Origin of the sequence: Noviluteimonas lactosilytica (assembly GCF_020866925.1) — a bacterium.
GTDB classification, from domain to species: domain Bacteria; phylum Pseudomonadota; class Gammaproteobacteria; order Xanthomonadales; family Xanthomonadaceae; genus Noviluteimonas; species Noviluteimonas lactosilytica.
This window is the reverse complement of the sequence record NZ_JAJGAK010000001.1, coordinates 453,783-471,314: the sequence shown is the minus strand read 5'-3', so window position 1 is coordinate 471,314 and position 17,532 is coordinate 453,783. Positions and strand designations below refer to the sequence as shown.

At 65.4% G+C, this 17,532-nt stretch carries 20 protein-coding genes; 15 read left to right on the top strand and 5 right to left on the bottom strand.

What is annotated here, in order from left to right; translation table 11 throughout:
• Positions 1 to 17 precede the first annotated feature (17 nt).
• The 3 genes from LK996_RS02305 to LK996_RS02295 are packed head-to-tail and all read left to right on the top strand — an operon-like array spanning position 18 to position 1,983.
• The gene (locus tag LK996_RS02305; protein WP_230525564.1) at positions 18 to 710 is read left to right on the top strand and encodes a glutathione binding-like protein; all 693 of its coding nucleotides are present in this window, start codon (positions 18 to 20) and stop codon (positions 708 to 710) included.
• Positions 707 to 1,513: an MBL fold metallo-hydrolase gene (locus LK996_RS02300; protein ID WP_230525563.1), complete on the top strand. Its 807-nt coding sequence runs from the start codon at positions 707 to 709 to the stop codon at positions 1,511 to 1,513. Before LK996_RS02305 ends, LK996_RS02300 begins: the two co-directional genes overlap by 4 nt.
• On the top strand, positions 1,510 to 1,983 hold the full coding sequence (locus tag LK996_RS02295; RefSeq protein ID WP_230525562.1) for a cupin domain-containing protein: 474 nt from the start codon (positions 1,510 to 1,512) through the stop codon (positions 1,981 to 1,983). Before LK996_RS02300 ends, LK996_RS02295 begins: the two co-directional genes overlap by 4 nt.
• Here the strand turns inward: LK996_RS02295 and LK996_RS02290 are convergent.
• Positions 1,953 to 2,288 carry a hypothetical protein gene (locus LK996_RS02290; RefSeq protein WP_230525561.1) on the bottom strand — a complete coding sequence of 112 codons (336 nt, stop codon included), beginning with the start codon at positions 2,286 to 2,288 and terminating at the stop codon, positions 1,953 to 1,955. The two genes, LK996_RS02295 and LK996_RS02290, sit on opposite strands and share 31 nt — an antisense overlap.
• Before the next feature lie 95 nt (positions 2,289 to 2,383).
• Here LK996_RS02290 and LK996_RS02285 point away from each other — a divergent pair, with 95 nt between their 5' ends.
• The 4 genes from LK996_RS02285 to LK996_RS02270 all read left to right on the top strand — a co-directional run bounded on the left by LK996_RS02285 (position 2,384) and on the right by LK996_RS02270 (position 7,692).
• Positions 2,384 to 2,755: a hypothetical protein gene (locus tag LK996_RS02285; protein WP_230525560.1), complete on the top strand. Its 372-nt coding sequence runs from the start codon at positions 2,384 to 2,386 to the stop codon at positions 2,753 to 2,755.
• Positions 2,756 to 2,853: 98 nt separating this feature from the next.
• Positions 2,854 to 6,288 (top strand): methylmalonyl-CoA mutase family protein, encoded by a 3,435-nt coding sequence (locus LK996_RS02280; RefSeq protein WP_230525559.1) that lies wholly within the window; start codon positions 2,854 to 2,856, stop codon positions 6,286 to 6,288.
• Positions 6,289 to 6,500: 212 nt separating this feature from the next.
• The gene (locus LK996_RS02275; protein WP_230525558.1) at positions 6,501 to 7,265 is read left to right on the top strand and encodes a hypothetical protein; all 765 of its coding nucleotides are present in this window, start codon (positions 6,501 to 6,503) and stop codon (positions 7,263 to 7,265) included.
• Complete coding sequence (locus tag LK996_RS02270) at positions 7,246 to 7,692, top strand: hypothetical protein (RefSeq protein WP_230525557.1); 447 nt, start codon at positions 7,246 to 7,248, stop codon at positions 7,690 to 7,692. The genes LK996_RS02275 and LK996_RS02270 overlap by 20 nt, the downstream gene beginning before the upstream one ends.
• Here the strand turns inward: LK996_RS02270 and LK996_RS02265 are convergent, their stop codons facing one another.
• A complete protein-coding gene (locus tag LK996_RS02265) occupies positions 7,693 to 8,067 on the bottom strand; it encodes a hypothetical protein (protein WP_230525556.1) in 375 nt (124 codons plus the stop codon). It abuts the gene before it with no gap.
• Positions 8,064 to 9,593 (bottom strand): aminotransferase-like domain-containing protein, encoded by a 1,530-nt coding sequence (locus LK996_RS02260; RefSeq protein ID WP_230525555.1) that lies wholly within the window; start codon positions 9,591 to 9,593, stop codon positions 8,064 to 8,066. Before LK996_RS02260 ends, LK996_RS02265 begins: the two co-directional genes overlap by 4 nt.
• Here LK996_RS02260 and LK996_RS02255 point away from each other — a divergent pair.
• Positions 9,592 to 9,801 carry a twin transmembrane helix small protein gene (locus LK996_RS02255; RefSeq protein ID WP_230525554.1) on the top strand — a complete coding sequence of 70 codons (210 nt, stop codon included), beginning with the start codon at positions 9,592 to 9,594 and terminating at the stop codon, positions 9,799 to 9,801. The two genes, LK996_RS02260 and LK996_RS02255, sit on opposite strands and share 2 nt — an antisense overlap.
• 99 nt (positions 9,802 to 9,900) lie before the next feature.
• The gene (locus LK996_RS02250; RefSeq protein WP_230525553.1) at positions 9,901 to 12,105 is read left to right on the top strand and encodes a putative bifunctional diguanylate cyclase/phosphodiesterase; all 2,205 of its coding nucleotides are present in this window, start codon (positions 9,901 to 9,903) and stop codon (positions 12,103 to 12,105) included.
• 123 nt (positions 12,106 to 12,228) lie between these two features.
• Here LK996_RS02250 and LK996_RS02245 read toward each other — a convergent pair whose 3' ends face one another.
• Positions 12,229 to 12,597, bottom strand: coding sequence for a helix-turn-helix domain-containing protein (locus tag LK996_RS02245; RefSeq protein WP_230525552.1), 369 nt, complete (start codon positions 12,595 to 12,597; stop codon positions 12,229 to 12,231).
• 188 nt (positions 12,598 to 12,785) lie between these two features.
• On the opposite strand from LK996_RS02245, the gene LK996_RS02240 reads away from it, so the two are divergent.
• Entirely contained in the window at positions 12,786 to 13,061 is a 276-nt protein-coding gene (locus LK996_RS02240; protein WP_230525551.1) for a hypothetical protein, read from the top strand.
• Positions 13,061 to 13,699, top strand: coding sequence for a hypothetical protein (locus LK996_RS02235; protein ID WP_230525550.1), 639 nt, complete (start codon positions 13,061 to 13,063; stop codon positions 13,697 to 13,699). The genes LK996_RS02240 and LK996_RS02235 overlap by 1 nt, the downstream gene beginning before the upstream one ends.
• Positions 13,700 to 13,709: 10 nt before the next feature.
• Here the strand turns inward: LK996_RS02235 and LK996_RS02230 are convergent, their stop codons facing one another.
• Positions 13,710 to 13,880: a hypothetical protein gene (locus LK996_RS02230; protein ID WP_230525549.1), complete on the bottom strand. Its 171-nt coding sequence runs from the start codon at positions 13,878 to 13,880 to the stop codon at positions 13,710 to 13,712.
• A 417-nt stretch (positions 13,881 to 14,297) separates the two neighbouring features.
• On the opposite strand from LK996_RS02230, the gene LK996_RS02225 reads away from it, so the two are divergent.
• The 4 genes from LK996_RS02225 (at position 14,298) to LK996_RS02210 (ending at position 17,496) form a co-directional block, all read left to right on the top strand.
• The gene (locus tag LK996_RS02225) at positions 14,298 to 15,335 is read left to right on the top strand and encodes a ComEC/Rec2 family competence protein (RefSeq protein ID WP_230525548.1); all 1,038 of its coding nucleotides are present in this window, start codon (positions 14,298 to 14,300) and stop codon (positions 15,333 to 15,335) included.
• A 1-nt stretch (position 15,336) separates the two neighbouring features.
• Positions 15,337 to 16,098 (top strand): hypothetical protein, encoded by a 762-nt coding sequence (locus tag LK996_RS02220; protein ID WP_230525547.1) that lies wholly within the window; start codon positions 15,337 to 15,339, stop codon positions 16,096 to 16,098.
• A 2-nt stretch (positions 16,099 to 16,100) separates the two neighbouring features.
• Positions 16,101 to 16,616, top strand: coding sequence for a hypothetical protein (locus LK996_RS02215; protein ID WP_230525546.1), 516 nt, complete (start codon positions 16,101 to 16,103; stop codon positions 16,614 to 16,616).
• Between the two features lie 100 nt (positions 16,617 to 16,716).
• Entirely contained in the window at positions 16,717 to 17,496 is a 780-nt protein-coding gene (locus tag LK996_RS02210; protein ID WP_230525545.1) for a nuclease-related domain-containing protein, read from the top strand.
• Positions 17,497 to 17,532: the final 36 nt, after the last annotated feature.

Below are 17,532 nucleotides of genomic sequence, written 5' to 3'. Positions count from 1 at the left end.
ACACCCCGGAGCCCCCGATGCTCGACCTCTACTTCGCCCGCACCCCCAACGGCATGAAGTTGAAGCTCTTCATGGAAGAACTTGCCGAGCTCGGCGACGCACCGGCGCACCGCTGGCACGTCGTGCAGCTGTCGGCGGGCGAGCAACACACGCCCGAATTCCTCGCGATCTCGCCGAACAACAAGATTCCCGCGATCGTCGACAACGCCCCCGCCGACGGCGGCGCGCCGCTGCCGATCTTCGAATCCGGCGCGATCCTGCAGTACCTCGCGGATAAGACGGGCCACCTGGTGCCGCGCGATCCGCGCGCGAAGTGGGACACGCTGCAATGGCTCACGTGGCAGGTCGCGGGTCTCGGTCCGATGGCGGGGCAGAGCGGCTGGTTCCGCAGGCTCGCGACGCAGGAAGACCTGTTCGCCATCGACCGCTACACGCGCGAAACGCGTCGCCTGTACGGCGTGCTCGATCGTCGCCTCGAAGGCCGCACGTTCATCGCGGGCGACGCGTATTCGATCGCCGACATCGCCTGCTATCCGTGGATCGTTTCGCACAAGGGCCACGGCCAATCGCTCGCGGATTTCCCGAATCTCGCGCGCTGGTTCGACACGATCCGCAACCGCCTGGCCACGCAACGCGCGTTTGCCGATTACCAGGACCCGTACCTGCATTCGAAGTACGGCATCCACAAGGACGAGGAGATCACCGCATGAGCACCGCTTACATCTGCAACGCCTGCGGCACGCAGTACGCGCCGTCCGACGCACCGCCCGCGTCGTGCCCGGTTTGCGAAGACGACCGCCAGTACGTCGACTGGAACGGCCAGCAATGGACCACGCACGCCGAGCTCGCGAAGCGTTTCAAGCTGCGCATCGGCGACGACGCGGGCCTGTTGTCGATCGCCATCGACGGCATGTTCGCGATCCCGCAGCGCGTGCTGCACCTGCGCACCGATGCCGGCAACATTCTGTGGGAATCGATCAGCCTGGTCACCGACGAAGGCGTCGACGCGCTGCGCAAGGCGGGCGGCGCCGATCGCATCATCCTCTCGCATCCGCATTTCTATTCGTCGATGGTGGAGTGGAGCGAGGCGCTCGGCGGCGTCGAAATCCTGCTGCACGCGGGCGACGAATCGTGGGTGCATCGCCCGTCGCCGAACATCCGTTTCTGGGAAGGCGACACGCTCGCGCTGTCCGACGACGTCACGCTGATCAACACCGCCGGCCACTTCGACAGCAGTACCGCGCTGCACTGGAAGCAGGGCCCGCGCGGCCAGACGCTGTTCCCCGGCGACTCGCCGCACGTGACGCAGGACCGCAAGCAGGTGACGTTCATGCACAGCGTGCCGAACTTAACGCCGATGGCGCCGTCGGCCGTGCGTCGCATGCGCGCGCTGCTCGCGCCGTTCGACTACGAGGATGTGTTCGGCTTCTCGTGGGGGCGCAACATCCTCGGCAACGGGCGCGCGCAGGTCGAAGCCTCGTTCGACAATTACCTGCGCAGGGTCGCGGCGTGAACGCGTTCCTGCACGACGCGATGCACGGCAAACTGCCGACGCGTGTGGTCGCGGCCGAAGACCTGCCGTGGATTCCCGCGTCGACGCCGGGCAAATGGGCGAAGCCGCTGCGCTTCCTCGGCGAGCGCGGCTTCGTCGAACTCCTGCGCATGGCGCCGGGCACGGTGATGCCGCTGCATCGCCACACCGGCGACGTGCACGTGCATCAACTCGCGGGCCAGCGCCAGTTGTGCACCGGCGAAATCCTCGGTGCTGGCGACTACGTGTTCGAGCCCGCGGGCCACGTCGACTGGTGGAAGATCGTCGGCGACGAAGACATGGTGGCGTTCGTCGTGGTGACGGGCGACGTCGAGTTCATCGGCCCCGGCGGCGAAGTGCTCGGCGTCGCGAACGTGCAGACGCAGCGTGCGGAGTACGCGCGCTGGTGCCAGGAGCACGGTCAGTCGATGCGCGACCTGCGCGAAGGCTGACGCAGGCCCCGGCGATCGTCGTCGATGGCGAGTTGCGACATCCGAAGCTGCAACCACGCCAGCATGGCGCCCGGCGGAACGCTGGCGAGCAGGCCCCACGCCCACGGCGAACGGCCCATCTGCTTCGCCGCCAGCGCGAAATGCCAGGCAGTGACGAGGTGGAACACCAGCACGCCGGCAAACACGTAGTCCGCCGCACCGGCACGGCCGAATTCGTGCGCGAGCATGCTGAGCGTAACGAACGCGACGAACTCGCCGAGGAACAGCAGCTGCGCGCGATGGAAGTAGTCGGGTGCGGGGCTCATGGCGCCATCTTGCACGATCCGCCGCGCCGCACGAGGAGGTGACCGAAGGTGGCCGCGCGCCTCGTTGGCTGTTCGAGGCCATCGGGATTGCAGGGATGCTGCTCGCACAATTGTTCACGTCGTCGCTCGGCCTGGGGCTCGCCGTGATATGGGCCGCGCTGCTTGCCATCGCGAGGTCCTTCGCGCCGGAATTCGAAGCGCGCCGGTTCCTGAAGTGGGCGCTGGCTGTCGTGGGCGTCGGCGTCGTGCTGCTGGCCATCGTGGCCGGCGGCCGTGACATCCACCTGTGGGCCGCGTGGGGCGCGGGGCTGCTCGTCGCGCAGGCCCTGTTACTGGCTTGGCTCGTCTCGCGGGGCGCCTCGTTTCTGCAGATGTTCGTACTCAGCGCGGCGGCGTGGGTCGTGATCGTGCCGGTGTTCGCCGTCGGCGGGATGCTCCTGTTGTGCAGCGTGAGCAAGTGCGCTTGAGCGCGTCCGGCCGCAGGCAGGCAGCCCCGGGCAGGGCCTTTAACGGCCGAGGCGCTACAATTCGGGATTCGTCTTCACCGTATTGAGCGCGCCGCCCCATGAGCACCCCCGCCGCCAGCGTTCCCCAGCCGCAGACCGAGACGAGCCCGCTGCGCTTCGTCACCGCCGCCAGCCTGTTCGACGGCCACGACGCCGCGATCAACATCATGCGGCGCCTGATCCAGGGGCAGGGCGCGGAAGTGATCCACCTCGGGCACAACCGTTCGGTCGAAGACGTCGTGCGCGCGGCGCTGCAGGAAGACGCCGATGCGATCGCGCTGTCGTCCTACCAGGGCGGCCACGTCGAATACTTCAAGTACATGGTCGATATGCTGCGCGAGCGCGGTGCGTCGCACATCCGCGTGTTCGGCGGTGGCGGCGGCACGATCACGCCGGAAGAGATCCGCGAACTGCAGGACTACGGCGTCGAGCGTATCTACCATCCGAACGACGGCATGCACATGGGCCTGGTCGCGATGATCGAGGACGTCGTGCGCCGCGCCGAAGCCGCGCGCATGCCGGTCGAGAAACCGCACCTCGTGGATCTGTCCGACGAAATCGCGATCGGCCGCATGCTCAGCGCGATCGAAGAAAGCGCGCTCGAGGAATCCGAACTCACGCACCTGCGCAAGCAATGGCAGCTCGCCGGCGGCAAGACGCCCGTCATCGGCATCACCGGCACCGGCGGCGCCGGCAAGTCGTCGGTCACCGACGAACTGCTGAACCGTTTCCTTGCGTCGTTCCCCGAGATGCGCATCGCCGTGATCTCGGTCGACCCGACCCGTCGCCGCACCGGCGGCGCGCTGCTCGGCGATCGCATCCGCATGAACTCGCTGCGCAGCAAGCGCGTCTTCATGCGTTCGATGGCCACGCGCCGACAGCACATGGCGACGAACATCGTGCTGAAGGACTGCATCGCGTTCCTGAAGTCGCTCGGCTACGACATGGTGATCGTCGAGACCGCGGGCATCGGCCAGAGCGATTCGGAGATCGTCGACCTCGTCGACTTCCCGATGTACGTGATGACCAGCGACTTCGGCGCGCCGAGCCAGCTGGAGAAGATCGACATGCTCGACTTCGCCGAGCTCGTCGTGCTCAACAAGTTCGACAAGCGCGGCGCCGAAGACGCGCTGCGCGACGTGCGCAAGCAGTGGAAGCGCAACCGCGTCGCCTTCCAGACGAAGGACGAGGACGTGCCGGTCTATCCGACCATCGCGAGCCAGTTCAGCGATCCCGGCATCAGCTGGATGTTCGCGAACCTGACGCGCCTGCTGCGCGAGAAGCTGCAGCTGCCGATCGATGCGTGGACGCCGCACATCGACACCACGCTGAAGGAACCGCGCGCCACCGTGCTGATCCCCGGCGCGCGCGTGCGTTACCTCGCCGAGATCGCCGAGCAGGGCCGCGGCATCAACACGCGCATCGAATCGCAGAGCGAAATCGCCGACCGCGCGCAGAGTTACTGGCAGTCGCTGCGCGACCTCGATGACGCGAAGCTGCCGAAGGCGCTGGATCTCTACGGCACCGACGACGTGGTGGAGCCGGGCGACAAGTCGCTGACCACGCTGCGCCAGCGTTACCAGGATGCGATCCACGCGCTCGATTCCGAAGCGCTGAAGCTCCTGCGCGAATGGCCCGCGCGCCTGAAGTCGATCACCGACGACGTCAACGAATACAAGGTGCGCGACAAGGTCATTCGCGTCGAGAACTACCGCGAATCGCTGTCGCACCAGAAGGTCCCGAAGATCGCCGCGCCGACGTACCGCAGCTGGGGCGAGTTGCTGACCTTCCTGCAGAAGGAAAACCTGCCGGGCTACTACCCGTACACCGGCGGCGTGTATCCGTATCGCCGCACCGGCGAGGATCCGATCCGCATGTTCGCCGGCGAAGGCACGCCGGAACGCACCAATCGCCGCTTCCATTACCTGAGCGTCGGCCAGCCGGCCGCGCGCCTGTCGACCGCGTTCGACAGCGTCACGCTGTACGGCGAAGACCCCGCCGTGCGCCCGGACATCTACGGCAAGATCGGCAACTCGGGCGTCAACATCGCCACGCTCGACGACATGAAGAAGCTGTATTCCGGCTTCGACCTGTGCGCGCCGACGACGTCGGTGTCGATGACGATCAACGGCCCGGCGCCGATCATCCTCGCGATGTTCATGAACACCGCGATCGACCAGCAGGTCGAGAAGTACCTGCGCGAGGATCAGTCGCGCTGGGACGAGGCGCACGCCAAGATCGAAAGCATGTTCGAAGGTCGCAAGCGTCCGGAGTACGGCGGCATGCTGCCGGAAACGAACGACGGCCTCGGCCTCGGCCTGCTCGGCGTCACCGGCGACCAGATCATCGACGCCGACACGTACGCGCGCATCAAGGAAGACACGCTCAAGACCGTGCGCGGCACGGTGCAGGCCGACATCCTCAAGGAAGACCAGGCGCAGAACACCTGCATCTTCAGCACCGAGTTCGCCCTGCGCATGATGGGCGACATCCAGCAGTACTTCGTGGACAAGCAGGTCCGCAACTTCTACTCGGTGTCGATCTCCGGTTACCACATCGCCGAAGCGGGCGCGAATCCGATTTCGCAGCTCGCGTTCACGCTGTCGAACGGCTTCACCATCGTCGAGTACTACCTCGCGCGCGGCATGAAGATCGACGACTTCGCGCCGAACCTGTCGTTCTTCTTCAGCAACGGCATGGATCCGGAATACACGGTGATCGGCCGCGTCGCCCGCCGCATCTGGGCGCGCGCGATGCGCGAGCGCTACGGCGCCGGCCCGCGTTCGCAGATGATGAAGTACCACATCCAGACGTCGGGCCGTTCGCTGCACGCGCAGGAAATCCAGTTCAACGACATCCGCACGACGCTGCAGGCGCTGTACGCGCTGTTCGACAACTGCAACTCGCTGCACACCAACGCCTACGACGAAGCGATCACCACGCCGACCGAAGAAAGCGTGCGCCGCGCCGTCGCGATCCAGATGATCATCAACAAAGAACTGGGCCTGAACTTCAACGAGAACCCGTGGCAGGGCAGCTTCATCGTCGACAAGCTCACCGACATCGTCGAAGAAGCCGTCTACAAGGAGTTCGAGGCGATCAGCGAGCGCGGCGGCGTGCTCGGCGCGATGGACACGATGTACCAGCGCGGCAAGATCCAGGAAGAGTCGCTGTACTACGAACACAAGAAGCACGACGGCTCGCTGCCGCTGATCGGCGTCAACACCTTCCTGCCGAAGGACCACGGCGGCGACATCGTCACCGAGATCGAGTTGATCCGCTCGACCGAGAGCGAGAAAGGCCAGCAGATCGAGAATGTCGGCAACTACCAGCAGCTGCGTAACGGCGACGCTGGACTTGGGTTCCTGCAGAAGACGGCGCGCGATCGCAAGAATGTGTTCGCGTCGCTGATGGAGGCGGTGAAGACGCACTCGCTGGGGCAGATCAGCCACGCGTTGTATGACGTGGGCGGGGAGTATCGTCGCAATATGTAACGGGCCGTCATCCCCGCGAAAGCGGGTCCAGGCAGACGAACGGCGACCGCGAGGTCGCCGTTTTCGTTGGTGCACTTATCGGAACACGTCACGATTCGACGCCGGTTCTGCCCCAATCTCGAGGGCATGGTTCTCTCGCGGTTGGATGCCGGTTATTTCGACCAAACGGTGTGCCAGGCTCCGTCGCTCAGGCGATTGCAAACGGAGGACTCATGCCGCAACCCAAATTCGATACGTCGATGCTCGACGAACTTGTCGCGGCATTCGCGGCCAAAGATCTCGTCGGCCTGGCGCGCATGGAGCGCATGGCGCGCGGGATCAGCGCAGCCGAGCCATTGGATGGGTACATGTTGTTGGGCGCGTGCGCGGCAGCGAAGGGCGATGCCGAGGCGGCGACGCTGAATCACGAAGCATCCATTCACGTCTCGCCAATGCGGCTTGACGCCTGGTGCAACTACCTCGTCTCGCTGATGATTCTGGGCGACTCGGCGCGCGTTCGCGATCTTGCCTTCAAGATCGGGGCGCGCTTTCCTGCCAATCCTCATGCGCATGCCGCGGCCATGAACGCGTTGATCGAATTGGGCCTGCTGCAGTCTGCGACGCGGTTCGCGGCGAAGTTCTGCAGCGAGCGCGTAGACAATGACGAAGCGAACTGTGTCGATGCCGTGCTGTCCGCGCGCGGCTTCACCGAGGACGACCTGTCCGCAGCCGTGGTTTGTGCAAGGCGGTTCCTCGCCGACAACGGCGTAGTGCGCCCGAGATTCTCCTGCGAGTACATCGAAGACGACGAGGGTGGGCCCGGGGAGCTCGCATACGGATTTCATGTCAAGGCCGATGCCACGGCCGCGCACTTGCTGGAGCGTGCGCTCTTCGAGCATCTCGCGAACGCCCGTGTGGCGGCCGAGGATGCAGGCGCCGTGACATTCTTCATCGAAGTGCTACCGGAGGAGCGCACCCATGCCGATTCGCCCCGTTGAACTGCTCCGCTTTGCGAGGAAGCTGGATTGCAACGACGAAGCCAGTTGTCGCGCAGCAATCAGCAGTGCGTACTACTGCGCATACCATGCCGCGTTGCCGGTCGTGGAGAAGCTCCCGCCAGCGGCGGGTCACAACGTTGCAGATCGCATGCCTCATCGACAGGTTGCAGATCGCCTGAAGGAGTGGAGGATCCCAAGCAACTGGAGCAAAGCCGCGAACCGCGCTGGCAATCCCGCGGTCGTCGCCAAGCAGTATCGAGTGGCGATGACGCGGAGGAAGCGCGCGGATTACGATCTGGACGGCGAGGTTCTGCCAACGCTGGTCACGACCCACCTGAAACGAGTGGCCGAGATCAACACTTTCATGATCAGGTTGAAAGCTGCACTTCCTGCGGAGTTTCCGCCGGCGGGGGACGGCGCGGCGTAATCAAAGCCGCCCACGCAACCACGCCAACGCATGGCTCCGATCATGGAACCGCCGAGCCGTGAAGTGCAACGACCGCTGCATCGATCGCGCCGGCCCATCCAGTCGCCCAGGCGGATTGAGGAACGCAACGCGCATGCCCCGAGGGAAGGTCGCGTGCGACAGCGTGTGCCGGAACGCCGCCATCGCGTCGGCGTCCTCGTCGCCTTCCACCGCCCAAGCCTGGCTGAAGTCGACCAGCAACGCCTTCACCCAGCAGTCCTTCAACCGCTGCTCCGTCGCGATCACCGCGCGTTCGCGCATCGCGAAGTCGAGCGCGCCGATGTAGCGCACTTCGAACAACCGGGCGTCGCGGGAGAGGCGGAACTCGATGCTCATCCGGCCGATGTTACCGAAGCGACATGCCGCGCCGCGAGTGCCCCGACATGGCGCACTGCGTTGGCGATCTCGTCGGTCAACGGATGTCCGCAGTTGATGCGCACGCAATTCGCGAAGCCGCGCGACGCGGAGAACAACGGCCCCGGCGCAAGCGAAATGCCCGCCGCCATGGCCTCGCGCCCCAGCAACAACGCATCGACGCCCGCGGGCATTTCGATCCACAGGAAGTAGCCGCCCGCAGGCCGGCTGATGCGCGTGCCCGCGGGGAACGACGCTGCGATCAACTCCGCGTACTGATCGCGCAGCGAACGCAGGCGCGCACGCAACGCGCGCAGATGTCGTTCGTAATGGCCGCGAGACAAGTAAGTCGCCAACGCCGCCTGCACGGGCACCGACGTCGCGAGCGACGCCGCAAGCTTCTGCTGCGCGACTTCCTTGGTGAAGCGCCCCGCCGACACCCAGCCCACGCGAAACCCCGGCGCCAGCGTCTTGGAGAACGACGAGCAATGCAGCACCCAGCCCTCGTCGTCGAACATCTTCGTCGACGGCGGCCGGCCTTCGCTCGCGAACAACTCGTGGTACGCGTCGTCCTCGATCATCGGCAGCCGATGCTTGTGCAGCAGCGCCACGAGGTCGCGCTTCTTCTCCAGCGGCATCGACGAGGTCAGCGGATTCTGGAAGTTCGTCATCAGCCACAACGCCGCGGGCTTGTGCGTGACGATCGCCTGCTCGAGCGCATCGAGTTCGATGCCGGTGCGCGGACAGGTGGGCACTTCGATCGCGCGCAGGCCCAGGCGTTCGATCGCCTGCAGGCACGCGTAGAAGCACGGCGCTTCCACCACCACCGCATCGCCGGGCTTGCTCACCGCCGCGAGCGCGAGGTTCAACGCTTCCATCGCGCCGTTGGTCACGATGATCTCGCCGATGTCGGCGCGCACGCCGTCGACGAGGTAACGCATCGCGATCTGCCGACGCAGGCCTTCATGGCCGGGCGTCAGCGATTCGACGGTGGCCCATGGATCGAGCTTCGTCACCGCCTGCGCCAGCGTGCGCGCGAGTTGCTGCCACGGGAACAACGCGGGACTCGGGAACGCGGACCCGAGCGGCACGACATGTCGCGAGGCGGTCGCCTGCAGCGTCTCGTAGATGATGTCGCTGATCCGCACCTCGCGCGGGGCGGAGTCGGGCGTCGACATCTCGACCGGCTCGGCGCTGCGGTAAGTCGGCTCGGCCGCGACGTAATAGCCCGAACGCGGCCGCGCACGCACCAGCCCGCGCGCTTCCAGCAGGTAATAGGCCTCGAACACGGTCGCCGGGCTGACGCCGCGCGTGGCCGTCAGCGAGCGCACCGAAGGCAGGCGATCGCCGGGCCGCAGCGTGCCGCTTTCGATCGACGCCGCGATATCCGCCGCCAGGTGCTCGTACAGGGTCTCGTGCGGCGCCTGACTGCCGCCATCTGATCCGGTCGAATCGACCGCATCTGCACCTGCACGGCGGGGCTTGCCGTTCGTAGCCTTGCGCGCCATGAAGACTCTCCTGATCCTCGCGTTCCTGGGCACGATCCTCTACAACCTCGGCGCCGGGCTGTACTACATGCTCGTCGACGACGCCTCGAGCAAGCGCACGGTGCAGGCGCTGACGCGGCGCGTCGCATTGTCGGTCATCCTGATCCTCGGCGTCGTTTTCGCCGCCTACACCGGCCTGATCGAATTCCACGGCGTGCACCAAGGCTAAAGCCGCTACCGCGGTTCACATTCTTCACCACGCGCATCATTGACACTCGGCCGCCACACCCGTCATAACGCCGGAAGGCAGGGGTGGAGTGGCATGCGCATGGCAGCGCAACGCGCGATCGGATTGCGCACGTGGACAATCGTGTTGGTCGCGGGGCTGCTCGTGGCGATGGCCGCGACGGTCGCGCTTCGCCGCACGCAGGCAGCGCCGCCGCAGGATTCGCAGGCGCAGCCCGCGCACACCGTGCGCTTCGGCGCCGACATGGACTACGCGCCTTTCAGCCGCCTCGACGCGAAAGGCGAGCCCAACGGTTACGACGTCGAACTGTTCAAGTCGGTCGCCGCGCACGCGGGCCTGGATCCCGACATCCGCCTCGGCACGTGGCAACGCGTGCGCAACGACCTCGACGCCGGCGAACTCGACGTCGTGCCGATGCTCGTCACCGACGCACGCAAGCGACACCTGCTCTTCAGCGAACCCTACCTGCGCTTCTACCACCTGGCGTTCGGCCCGAAGGGCGGCAAGTACGTCGGCACCCTCGGCGAACTCGCCGGCGCGCGCGTGGCCGTGCAGCGCGCCGGCATGGCGTGGGAGTACCTGCACAACACGCCGGGCGTGCGCATCGTCGAAGTCGACAACGAGCCCGACGCGTTACGCGCCGTCGCTGCCGGCCAAGCCGACTACGCGATCGTGCCGACCTACATCGGCTACGAAGCGCAACGCCGCCTGCGCCTGCGCGACATCGTTGCGCTCAGCCCCGCGTTCTATGAAACAAGTTACGCCTTCGCCGTCGCGCAGGACCGCCCCGACCTCGTGCCGAAACTCAACGCCGGCCTGCGCGAAGCCATGCGCAGCGGCGACCAGCAACGCATCTACATCAACTACCTCGCGAACCTGACACCCACGCAGGAGACCTTCCGCTCCGGCCTGTTCCGCGCCGCGTGGGCGGTGGTGCCGCTGACCGCGATGGCGATCGTCCTGCTCGTGTGGTGGCGCCGCGCGCGCCGACGCTCGATCAACCTCGAATACTTCGACCCCGTCACCCAGGTCCTCAACCGCCGCGGCTTCCGCAGGCGCCTCGGCGAACTGATCCTGCAACGCAAACCGTTCGCCGTCGTGCGCCTGGACCTGCAGGAAATCGGCGCCGTCGACGCGATGGCCGGCCCCGCGTTCGTCGACGACCTCCTGCGCGGCCTCGCCGATCGATTGAAGGCCGAGTCCACGCACGTCGCGAAGGTCGACGACCGCGGCTTCCAGGTCGCGGTGCAATGCCCGACCTCCGGCGCGGGCGCGCCGAACAACGCCGAGCTCGCGCAGAACCTGATGCACCACCTGCTCGACACCATCAAGGCCCGCATCGAAGTCGCCGGCGTGCCGATGGAACTCGTCGCCAGCGCCGGCGCCGCGATGTACCCCGCGCACGGCGACACCCCCGACCTGCTGATGCGCGCCGCCAACCTCGCGACCGAAGAAGCGATGCAACGCCCCGGCGCCGCGGTGCTCTACCACCAATCGCTCGCGCCCGACGCAAGTCGCCTCACGCTGCTCACCGACCTGCGCGCCGCCATCCGCGACCGCACCCTCGGCCACGCACTGCAACCGAAACTCGACCTGCGCACCGGGAAGATCTGCGGCGCGGAAATGCTCGTGCGCTGGAAACACCCGCAACACGGCGACCTCCCGCCCGGCGACTTCGTGCCGCTGGCCGAACGCACCGGCGTGATCGGCGAAATGACGACGTACCTGGTGGAGCAGGCGATCGCGCATTGCCGCGATTGGCAGGCGCAGGAGTTGGACCTGACGTTGTCGGTGAACGTGTCCGTCAACGATTTGTCGGATGCGGCGGTGGTCGATCACATCGTGCAGGCCGCGCGGGATGTGCGCGGGCAGTTGATGCTGGAGGTGACGGAGACCGCGGTGATGCGGGATCCGGAGACGGCGTTTGCTGCTGTTGAACGGCTGCGCGCGGGTGGGCTGCGGATATCGCTCGATGACTTCGGGACCGGGAATGCGTCGTTGACCTATCTGCGTCGGCTGGCTCCGGAAGAGGTGAAGATCGATCGGAGCTTCATTACCGGGCTACTGGGGAGCGAGGCGGATCAGCGGATTGTGCGGTCGACGATCCAGCTGGCGCATGCGGTGAATGCTGTGGTGACCGCGGAGGGCGTCGAGGATAAGGCCACGCTGGCTTGGTTGCGGGAGGCGGGGTGTGAGAACGCGCAGGGGTATGGGGTGGGGAGGGCGGTGGATGCGGTTGCGCTTATCGAGGGAGTTCGGGGAAATGCCGAAAAGCGCACAGGGTGACCTTTTGTGGCGGCCTGTTGAAGTTCTCGGGTGTCCGGGCGAGAACGCTAAGCGCGTTACGGGTTGTCGTTGCGCGGGAATTGTTTGCGAGGCGGGGAGGATGTGTAATTGTCCGTAGAGGGACTAGTCGAGAAACACCGCAGGACTGACCCCGAATCGCTTCGCAAGGGCCGCCACCTGGTGCGCGGTGAGTTCGCGCTTGTCGTCGAGAATTTCCGTCACGAGGCGCCTTGGCCCGATCTCGTCGCGAAGGTCGCATCGTTGCAGGCCATGTTGTTCCATCAGGAAGCGCAACATCTCGGCAGCGCTCACCCTGCGCATTCGCCAGTGGCGCTGCTCGTAGTCATGAACGAGATCGACGGAAGTCTGGAGCAGGCCGTGCAAGGCGTGGCGCCGGCGAATCGCGCCGCGGTCCAGAAGCCAATCCATTAACGCAAGGTAGTTGTCGTGTTGGTGCGTGGAGGTGATTGCCGCGGGAAATGGCGTCGTCATGTTTCGCTGTTCGTTGGGCGCCTGCGTAATCTAGCGTTCGATTCGCAGCGAATTCCGCCAGCCGTCGAAAAGCAGAATTCGCCGCAGCATCTATCGGGACAAATGCCGAAGATGCACGCGCATGCGAGTGCTAATGTCGCTGCACGTCGTTGCTCGGGGGATGCAGATGAATTGACAACGGAGGTGTTATGGACGACATGCACGATTCGTGGCCTCATGCGGAGTGCTCCGCGATGCCCAAAAAGACAGATAGCTCCAAGCGCCTCGGCAAGAAGCCAAAACGCGCCGTGATCTCGATGGAGGAAATGATTCGCACGGCCGAGATCGGCAAGGTGATGTATGTGCAGACCGGTCGCGGGATCGAGCGCATCTGCATCGAGAAGGCCCTCGCGCCCGGTGAGGTGCACGACTACGTGTGCGAGCGGTTCGGCGTGAAGCGACGCGCCGGCGAAAGGCTGTTCTGATGGCCGCGCCAGGTTTGGTGGTGGCGTACCACGGGTGCGACGTCACCACTTGCGAGCGCCTGCTCGCAGGCAAGACCCGGCTTCGTCCCAGCGGCAACCATTACGATTGGTTGGGCGACGGTGTGTACTTCTTCGAAGGTGATTGGCTTCGAGCGTACAGATTCGCGTCGATGGTGCGCGACCGGCGTTCGGCGAATCTGACGACGCAGCGGATCCACGCCCCAGCGGTTGTAGGCGCCATCCTGCGTGTCAGCCATTGGTTGGACATGTCTACACAGAAGGGCATCGCCGAATTCGAGCGGGCCTACGCAAGCCTCCTTGCGGAAGGCGCTCCCCTCGAGGAGAACCGACGGGCCCGCGACGATGATGCAGACTTCATGCTGCGCTCGCTGGATCGACAGGTGTTCAACGAGTTACATCGTCGCCGGGAGCACGCGGGCAAGCCCGCCTATGACGCCGTGCGAGGCCCGTTCGTGGAAGGGGAACCGGTGTTGCGCGCATCGGGCATTCGCAGCGACACGCACCTGCAGATCGCCTTGAGAAACGATGCATGCGTGCTCGGCTATTTTCGCGTCCTGGACCTGATGGCCGAAGAGGCCAGGACCGCGGCCATGATCGAGATGTGGCGGCGTCGTTGAAGCCGACGCTTCAATAGCCCGGGGCCACCGTACTTGCCGACGCCGGTGCGGAGGCTGTGCCTGTCGTCGCCGGCTGCGTCGTAGTCATCGCATTCGGCGTCATCGCGGTGTCCTCGGCGCTCTTCCGCGTGCAGGCGGTCGCCAGCAGGGCGATCGCAAATAACAGCATCATCTTGCGCATGGCGGCTCCTCCGATGAAGTGACCTGGGGGTACTTCACTCGCGTTGCCATCGATGGAAGGTGAACCCATCCGGCGACGCGCGACCGGACGTGAACACCGCTCTCCCGGAGATCACCAGCGCACATTTGGCCTGCATGCTCCCGCCGCTTCGTAAGCAGCCGGTAGCCATCCCACGGCGCACGTGCGCCAGGAGCTACCGCGATGCGCGCCCACCACGTGTTGTTGGTCGCATGCGTGTTGTTGACGGGTTGCCAGGGGGCGCAGGAGCGGGTGCGCGACGAAGCGCCTCCACTTCCGCCTCCGCGGGAAGCAGAGGCGGTCTTCGAGGCCGAAGCCGCTCCCGACGAGGGCGCAGACTTCAGGGCGACCGCCGCCCCGCGCACTTCGCGCAGGACACAACCCGGTGGAGTGCCCGCGATGGCCGGGATGCGACCGCCGGCCGGCTGGATGGCATTGCACTTCATCGACGTCGGCCAGGGCGATGCCGCGCTGCTCGAGTTTCCGTGCGGCACGGCGCTCGTCGATGCGGGCGGCGAGGACAGCGACAACGCGCGTTTCGCCGCGTACCTCGATGCGTTTTTCGATGCGCGGCCGGAGCGGCAACGCTTCGTCGACGTCGTCGTGCTCAGTCACTCGCACGACGACCACAACCGCGGCGTCGAATATCTGCGCGCCGACCCCAAGTTCGATGTCGGCGCGGTCGTGGACTCGGGCAAGGATCTCGACGGAGGCGCCGATCGCCAGCGACTGTTCCGCGCGTGGGTGAAGCGCCATGGCGGCACCGCGCGCTCGGTGAAGACCGAGAGCATCGAGTTCACCGACGGCGTCACCGACGACACGATCGACCCGATCGAAGGGTGCGACGCCAACGACGAAGATCCGACCTTTCGCGTGGTCTCCGGTGGCTGGTCGTTCGACACCGGCGGCTTCAAGAAAGCCAACGACCACTCGGTCGTGTTGCGCGTGGACTGGGGCGAGTCGTCGTTCCTCTTCACAGGCGACCTGGAAGACGAACACGGCAAGGGCGGCATCCCGGAGATGCTCTACTACTACGGCGAGGACCTGGCGATCTTCGACGTCGACGTGTGGAAAGTCGGCCACCACGCTTCACCCAATGGCATCAGCGAAGACCTGCTGCGCGCGATGACGCCGCGCATCGCGCTGATCGGCGTCGGCGACGACGAGAGTTCGAAAGCGAAGGGCTACGGCCACCCGCGCGATCTCGCGCTCGCGCTGCTCACCGACGACACGCTCGGCGTGACCTGCAGGCGTCAGCACGCGGTCGTGCACGAATACTCCGAGGCCCACGGCGAGCCGCACCCGCGCGAACTCGACCACGCGATCTTCGGCACGGGCTGGGACGGCAACATCGTGCTGCTCGCGCATCCGGACGGGCGGATGGCGGTGCATGTGGATGGGGCCGCGGAGGATCAGTTGGAGGATTGCGGGGAGTAGGGTGCCCCTTCTGGTGGCGGGTGTCCTCGCGATCGATCGCGTGGCGTTGTGTATCGTTGGCGACAAGCCGTTGCTCAGGGGGAGCGATCACGTGCCGAAATTCGTTTGGAGCGGGCTGCTCGCGCTCGCGATGGCGGGATGTGCGAGCGAGACCGAACCGACGACGCTGGAGCGCTTGCCGGAGAAGGCCGGCCAACCGCTCGACCCGACGAAGACTGCCGCCCGCATCGTCGCGATGCGCGGCCAAGCGCTCGTTGGCGACAAGGAAGGTTTGCAGCGCAACGTGGAGGGGATGCAGGAGGACATGCGTCGCTCGATGAAGCTCGCCGACGGCCGCCGTCCGATCGATCGAGAGCAGGCGCGCGCAGTGATCCGGGGCGTATCCGGCGTCCGCTCGGTTGCGTGGGTAGACCGGGCGAATCTCCTTGTGATCGTCGACCGGAACGAGGCACGCACCTACGCCACCATCGATGAGATCTGCCTGGCGCTCGAACCTTTGGGCGATACGCTTGCCGTTGTCGTCAATTTGCAGAGCGGCGCTGCGACGAGTGGCGACGAGCTCGAAGTCCTCAGCCGCAACTGCCAACTCGAACCGGGCGACCGCGCGTTGCTGCAGACCAAGCGCGACCTCAATGTAATTGCGCCCGAGACACGGGTGCAGCACAAGGCATCGCAAGCGCGCGCGAGCGATCAGGCACGTGACCGCCGCAAGGAACAGGAAGAGGCGATGCGAATCCTCGAGGCGACTACACCGGAGATGTAGGAGTGAACGACATCACATCCCACGACGAGAAAGCCTGGACGGGTCGGGAGGTTGCCAAGGCGCGGCGTGAGCTCGAACGTGATATCTCCATGGCGCTCGGGTCAACTGTCATTGCTTTCACGCGTCTCGAGTTTGACGTCGCGATGCTCCTCGCTTGGCAGGACGGTGGGCGCGAAGAAGAGCAAAACTCCGAACTTGCGGCCGCCATGTACTTTGCGGCGCGCGTTGCGACATTGGGGGACCTGGCGAAACGCAAGTTCGGGTCAGCGTCCAGTGAATTCGAGAGATACGCGAACTGGATCGACGAGGTAAATGGCCTGCGCAAGATTCGCAATTGCCTTGTGCATGGCCGCTGGGGCTTCAAAGCCATGGAAGGGACGGCGGTTAACGTCGTTGGCCTCCCCGCTGCGGATCAGATGGTCAATGACTACCGCCCACACGACCTGCTGACCTTTCGCGACAATATTCTGCGAGCGAGCAAGGAGTTGCACCACCTTACCAGGGATATCCCGGTATGACTGCGTTGATCCTCGTGGCCGCGGCCCTTGTTTTCTCATTGTTCTCGGTATTGCGATCATTCGGCGCACCTGGATCTTGCGAGATCGTCGTCGCTCCCCGTTGACCTTCAAGGTCATCAACCTTCCCGGCGAAGGTCTGCGGAAGTCGATCGCCCGCCACGACGAGGCATTCGACGAAACCTTGACCTTGATCGTCGTTGTGGGGCCGATCACGTTGGCAGCATGGCTAGCGACGATCCAGCAAATCGATTGGGGATCGGTCCGATTGGGGCTCGGCGAGGTCGTGATCGTCGTCGGCCTCGCCATCTTCCTGGGGATCACCAGTGCGCGGCTGTTTCGCCATGCCGCCGCGCGGCGAAGATACAAGGAGGGGTTGGCGGCAGAACTCGCCGTCGCGCAAGCGCTCATGCCATTGATGGCGGATGGGTTGAGTGTTTTTCACGACTTCCCTGCGGAAGGTTTCAACATCGACCACGTGGTCATTGGTCGTTCCGCTGTGTTTTCGGTCGAAACTAAGGCGCGCAAGAAGCCACCTGAGCGAGGGTCCGCTGCGGCGCGCGTGCGGTACGACGGTCGCCGTCTCGAGTTTCCAAGTCATTCGGAGACAAGGCCGCTCGAGCAGGCGCTCGCGCAGGCAAGGTGGCTCGAGAAGTTCCTGTCCAGCGGCGTGGGCGAACCGGTTCGTGTGATTCCTGTGCTTGCCCTCCCGGGTTGGTACGTTGAGCAAACAGTGCCTCGCCCCGAGATCGTCGTGAATAACTGCCATAACCCCCGTTTGATGGCGAGCCGCAACTTTGGAGACGAACTCAGCGAGTCGAAGCGAAAGCGCATTGCGCACGTATTGGTCGAGCGCTACCCCAACGTCGTCGCCGAGGACTGAGAGAAACGCCGGCGACGATCACGCGGCAGTTACGCC